The sequence below is a fragment of the Blastomonas sp. CCH1-A6 genome, assembly GCF_001556365.1.
Classification (GTDB): domain Bacteria; phylum Pseudomonadota; class Alphaproteobacteria; order Sphingomonadales; family Sphingomonadaceae; genus Blastomonas; species Blastomonas ursincola.
This window is the reverse complement of record NZ_LSIS01000100.1, coordinates 1-4,811: the sequence shown is the minus strand read 5'-3', so window position 1 is coordinate 4,811 and position 4,811 is coordinate 1. Positions and strand designations below refer to the sequence as shown.

Below are 4,811 nucleotides of genomic sequence, written 5' to 3'. Positions count from 1 at the left end.
CCAGCAGGGCGTCGGCACCCGTGCTGCTGGATTCGACCGCCGTCACCGGCAGCCATGTCGAAACGGTGGAGGCGGCGGCGCCCTTGATGCGCACCTTGAGCGGGCCGATATCGGCCGGGTTGCCCTGGTCGTCCTCGCTGACGAGCTGGAAAGGAATCCGGCCCGCGGGCAGATTGCCCATCTCCTGGGTGTGGACGACATTGCCCGCGCTATCGAGCCATTCGAGCGAGACGTTGCTCGCCGCATTGGCCAGGTTGAACTCGCCGGAATAGCGGCCCTGCGCATCGGCATAGGCGGTGTCGCCATCCTGCAGCACCGACCGGCCGATGAAATTGGCGGCTTCAGCGAGGCGCGAGGTGCCGAACGATCCGGCAATGGCCTTGAGCGACGCGTTCATCTCGGAAATGCCCGCGACCTGGCTGAATTGCGCCATCTGCGCGACCATGTCCTTGTTCTCGACCGGCTTGAACGGGTCCTGGAACTTGAGCTGCGCGGTCATCAGCTTCAGAAACGAGGCTTGGCCCAGCGATTCCTTGCTGTTCGCGCTCGGGACGCTCGCGGTCTGCTTCTGGTATTGCGAAACGAAGTCATTGGTGACGGTCGTCATTTGCCCATCCTCACGGTATCGAGGATCAGCGACTTGGCGGTCTGCATCACCTGCACGTTGTTCTGATATTGCCGGGCGGTCTCGAGCATATCGATCAGCTCGGCGGTCTCATCGACCCCGGCATCCCAGACATAGCCCTCGTCATCGGCGAGCGGATTGGTGGGGTCGTGCCGCTTGACCGGCTTGATGTCCGACTGGACGACCTTTTCGACCTGGACGGTGGCGACCCCGGGGCGTTCCTCGATGGTCTTGAACACCGGCTTGATCGCGCGATAGGCCTCTTTCTCGCTCGCATAGGTGGTGCGGGCATTGGCCAGGTTCGATGCGGTGGTGTTCAGTCGCGACAGCTGGGCCGACATGGCGCGGCCCGAAATGTCGAAGACGCTCATGGGACCGGGCATGGCTTATTCTCCCTTGATCGCGCGGGTCAGCGTCGCGACGCGGCCCTCGAGGAAGGAAAGCGTGGTCGAATAGCCGATGGCGTTTTCGGCAAACAGCGTCTGCTCGGTCGACAGCTCGACGGTGTTGCCGTCCATCGAGGGCTGCAGCGGAATGCGATAGCCCGCATTCTCGCCGAGCGCCGCGTCGAGCGTGTCGCCGCTCTGCACGCGCTGCATGGCCTTGTCGAAGTCCAGGTCGCGCGCCTTGTATCCGGGCGTTCCGGCATTGGCGATGTTCGATGCCAGCATCGACAGCCGCTGCGATCGCAGCTGCAGCGCCGTGCCGTGCATTCCGAAAAGCCTGTCTGCCCCCATGGGACCATTCCTCTTAAACTGTGGCTGCATCTGCCGTCCTAAGCGATGGACAGAGTGCGTCGCCCAAGGGAGAAGCAAAGCCTGTGCCAATTGATGGAAATGCCGGAAATCCGGGGTTCCGGACGGGATGGCCCCTGGTCATGCGTCAACGATCCGTGGAGGGGGTGGCAATTAACTGCCAGTCAGGCGGCAATTTTCTGCCGCTGTGCCGGGGGCAATCGGGGGTTTGAACGGATACGCGATGTCGATTGCCGCCTTTATCGATCCCGCCGCGCTGCTGGGCGTGGTGGGCACCAGCTTTGCCGTCGCCTGGGCACAGAACGGTACGTCGGCTGCGCTGAGCGGCTTTTCCGCATTGCGCCGCGAACTGTGGCTGAAGGTGCAGGAACAGGCCGATGACGGCTATCGCGCGGTCCTGCGCATCGAGCATATGGTCGAAAGCCGCGGCATCAGTTGCGCCGACCGCGTGAAGTCGGGCGGGGCGTTCGTGTCTGCCGCCGCCGACGCGATGGCCAACCACCGGTCGCTCGACGGCTTTCAGGCTGCGATCGTCCGGCTGGCGGCGCAGCGCCGCGCGCGCCTGACCGCGATGGTACGCTTCTGGGAAAATGTCGCCGATTGCGCGCCCGCCATGGGCATGCTCGGCACCGTCATCGGGCTGATCCTGCTGTTCGGCAATGTCAGCGATGCCGCCTCGATCGGCCGCGCGATGGCAGTCGCATTACTCACCACCTTATATGGACTGGTGCTCGCCAACGTGATCGCGGGCCCGATCGCGCAGCGCCTGGCGCGCATCGCCGGCGAACAGACCCACTGGGAAGAGGATGCCGCACGACGCCTGGTGGATATCGGCCGACGCGAATATGCCGACATCGCCGCCGCACAGAAGCGCAAGGAAGAGGCAGAGGCGCAGCCGCCGCGTCCGGTGGAACATATATGACGCCGGCACAGCGCACCACATTGTCGTTTCTGGACCTTGCGCTGATCATGACCGGCGTGATGGCGATGATCGCCAGCGTCGGCGATCGCCACCCCGCCGTGGCCGACGCGTTTTCGGAAAGCTTCGGCCAAGACAAGGCGGCGCGCGCGCAGCAGGTCCGTTTGAAGCTGACCACCTTGTTCGAACCTCAGGAGGCGCGGCTGACGGCAGGGGGCAGGCAGGCGGTTGCCGCGCTTGGCGGCAAGAATCGGCAGGCGGAATTCGCCATTGCCGTTCCCGTGGTGGCGGCCAACCGCAGCTCGCGGCTTGATCGCTGGGAACTGGCGGCGGCGCGGACGGCGGCGATCATGCGCGTCCTGGCCGAACAGGGCGTTGGCGATGGTGCGATGCTACCGGACCTGGCGCGACCTGGCGAAGGGGAGACGGCAGCGGGCGGAACCGTGCTCATCACGATCCGCGCCCGCGATGCGGCCGAGCGCTGAGTTTCTGGCACGGACCTTGCTGTGATCGAGGCACAGTCATCAAAGGACCGTTCATGCCCGTTCGCAAAACATTTCTGGCGCTAGGCCTTGCCGCGCCCCTGCTGGCATCCTCGGCGAGCGTCCAGGCACAGGCGCAAGCCATCCAGGATCTGAACGAGATCGACGTGCTGGTTGCCGCGACCATGGGCGCTGGCATCGGCGAGCCTGGCGGCGCGCGCGCGCCGGTGGATCGTCGGCTCAAGCTCAAGGCCTGCCCGGTTGCGCTTGAGGTCACCGGACCTGATCTGGGCGCAGCCGCCGTGCGCTGCCCCGCGCTCGGCTGGCGTATCCGCGTGCCGCTCGATCTGGCCGCCGAGCGCGAGCAGGCCGTCGCCCCGCGTCCGGGTCAGGCCAGGGCGTTGGCAGGGCAGGGCGCCGAGGCCGTCAAGCGCGGCGAGCCGATCCTGCTCACCGTCGACCGGCCGATGTTCTCGCTTTCGCGCGTGATGATCGCCGACAAGGACGGACGCGTCGGCGAGGTCATTCCGGTGCGCGACGATCCCAGGGGCAAGCCCATATTCGTGCGCATCGTCGAACCGGGCCGCGCCACGATCCTCAGTAACTGAGCCGTTTACCAGCGCGAGCAAGATCGCGTTAACCCTTTGTCAAAAAATCGCCTTAAGCAACCGCTGCCAAGGCCGTTAAAGGACGTAAGTCATGCTAGAACGAGGTCTTTACACCATGTCCCGCATTAATGCCTATGGCAGCCCGATCGTCGGTGCGACCCGCAAGGGCGGCAGCACCGAAAAGACCGTTGGCGCGAGCGCGGCCACGGCTGCGACCGACAATACCCTGCGTGAAGCGGTGTCGGTGAGCAGCTTCCTGCAGACCGCATCCGCCTCTGCGCCGATCGACGAAGGCCGCGTCGCCGCGATCCGCGATGCGCTGGCCAATGGCAGCTATGTCATCGACGCGGAAAAGCTTGCCGCCAAGATGATCGAACTCGACCTCGGCGCATCGCTCAACTGATGCAGGGCGAACTGCTTGAGCGCTTTGCGGACACGCAAACCGCGCTGATCGCCGCGCTGGACGCCGGAGACACCGAAGCCATGATCGCGCACACCCGCGATCTGGGCGGGATCACCGATGCCCTGCGCACCCAGGGTGTGCTGCGCGCCGATGCCAGCACCCGCAGCCAGCTGGAAACGCTGATGAAGTACAATGCCGCTGCCGCGCAGCGCCTGCGCTTCCTGCGCGACCATGTCGAGCGCCGCGTCGCCGCGATCCAGGGCGAACAGACGGTCGCGACCTATACAGGCCGCCCCGCCCGGCGCTGATACTCTCCCCGAAAGACCTCCATTCGGCCCTTCGCCCCCAGCGGGCGGGGGGCTTTTTGTTTGTGCGCTGTACGAAATCCTCCCCCATCGAGGGGGAGGGCTTTCCGTTCGAGCGAATCTGCCATGACGCGCATCGCCTCTCCCCTCCCGCGTGCAGGAGGGTGCCCGAAGGGCGGGGTGGGCTAGCGCCACCGGTCGTGCTCCTATCCCACCCCGGTTCAGCAGGCTGAACCTGCCCCTCCTGCGAGCGGGAGGGGAGAGGATCGACGGCAGCTGCGGGCAAGGGCGGCAGCATCCCCAAATTGGCACAGCTTTTGCTGTGAACGTCTCCAGTAACTCTGGAGAGCCGTTTTGTCCTCGTATCTTGGCAGTGTCAGCAATGCAGGAGATCGCGTCACCCGCGCGATTGCCGCGTCTGCGCAGCGCACGGGCGTGGATTTCGACTATCTCATGGGCCAGGCGCGCATCGAAAGCGGGCTCAACCCCAATGCCAAGGCGGGAACCTCGTCGGCGACCGGCTTGTACCAGTTCATCGACCAGAGCTGGCTCGGCGTTGTCGAGAAGCACGGATACAAGCACGGGCTGGACTGGGCCGCCAACGCCATTCAGCGCGACGGGCGCGGCCGCTACCGTGTCGACGATCCGCAGACCCGCCAGTCGATCCTCGCGCTGCGCAAGAATCCCGAAATTGCCGCGCTGATGGCGGGCGAA

9 protein-coding genes are annotated in these 4,811 nt (G+C 65.4%); 6 read left to right on the top strand and 3 right to left on the bottom strand.

Features of this window, described 5'->3' with window-relative positions:
• The 3 genes from AX735_RS04535 to flgB form a co-directional block, all read right to left on the bottom strand.
• Nucleotides 1-607: flagellar hook capping FlgD N-terminal domain-containing protein (locus AX735_RS04535; protein ID WP_066276280.1), on the bottom strand; the 607-nt coding region annotated here is incomplete at its 3' end.
• On the bottom strand, nucleotides 604-1,008 hold the full coding sequence (flgC, locus tag AX735_RS04530) for a flagellar basal body rod protein FlgC (protein WP_066276275.1): 405 nt from the start codon (nucleotides 1,006-1,008) through the stop codon (nucleotides 604-606). The genes AX735_RS04535 and flgC, both read right to left, overlap by 4 nt.
• Nucleotides 1,009-1,011: 3 nt before the next feature.
• Complete coding sequence (gene flgB / locus AX735_RS04525) at nucleotides 1,012-1,362, bottom strand: flagellar basal body rod protein FlgB (RefSeq protein WP_023838682.1); 351 nt, start codon at nucleotides 1,360-1,362, stop codon at nucleotides 1,012-1,014.
• Nucleotides 1,363-1,603: 241 nt separating this feature from the next.
• Here flgB and AX735_RS04520 point away from each other — a divergent pair, with 241 nt between their 5' ends.
• The 6 genes from AX735_RS04520 to AX735_RS04495 all read left to right on the top strand — a co-directional run.
• Nucleotides 1,604-2,302: a MotA/TolQ/ExbB proton channel family protein gene (locus AX735_RS04520; RefSeq protein ID WP_066276269.1), complete on the top strand. Its 699-nt coding sequence runs from the start codon at nucleotides 1,604-1,606 to the stop codon at nucleotides 2,300-2,302.
• Nucleotides 2,299-2,784, top strand: coding sequence for a hypothetical protein (locus AX735_RS04515; RefSeq protein WP_066276266.1), 486 nt, complete (start codon nucleotides 2,299-2,301; stop codon nucleotides 2,782-2,784). The genes AX735_RS04520 and AX735_RS04515 overlap by 4 nt, the downstream gene beginning before the upstream one ends.
• A 53-nt stretch (nucleotides 2,785-2,837) precedes the next feature.
• The gene (locus AX735_RS04510; RefSeq protein WP_082750931.1) at nucleotides 2,838-3,389 is read left to right on the top strand and encodes a hypothetical protein; all 552 of its coding nucleotides are present in this window, start codon (nucleotides 2,838-2,840) and stop codon (nucleotides 3,387-3,389) included.
• A 115-nt stretch (nucleotides 3,390-3,504) separates the two neighbouring features.
• Entirely contained in the window at nucleotides 3,505-3,792 is a 288-nt protein-coding gene (gene flgM, locus AX735_RS04505; RefSeq protein ID WP_060978913.1) for a flagellar biosynthesis anti-sigma factor FlgM, read from the top strand.
• Nucleotides 3,792-4,100, top strand: coding sequence for a hypothetical protein (locus tag AX735_RS04500; protein ID WP_066276263.1), 309 nt, complete (start codon nucleotides 3,792-3,794; stop codon nucleotides 4,098-4,100). The genes flgM and AX735_RS04500 overlap by 1 nt, the downstream gene beginning before the upstream one ends.
• Before the next feature lie 351 nt (nucleotides 4,101-4,451).
• A partial coding sequence (locus AX735_RS04495; RefSeq protein WP_156447415.1) for a transglycosylase SLT domain-containing protein occupies nucleotides 4,452-4,811 on the top strand: 360 nt, incomplete at its 3' end.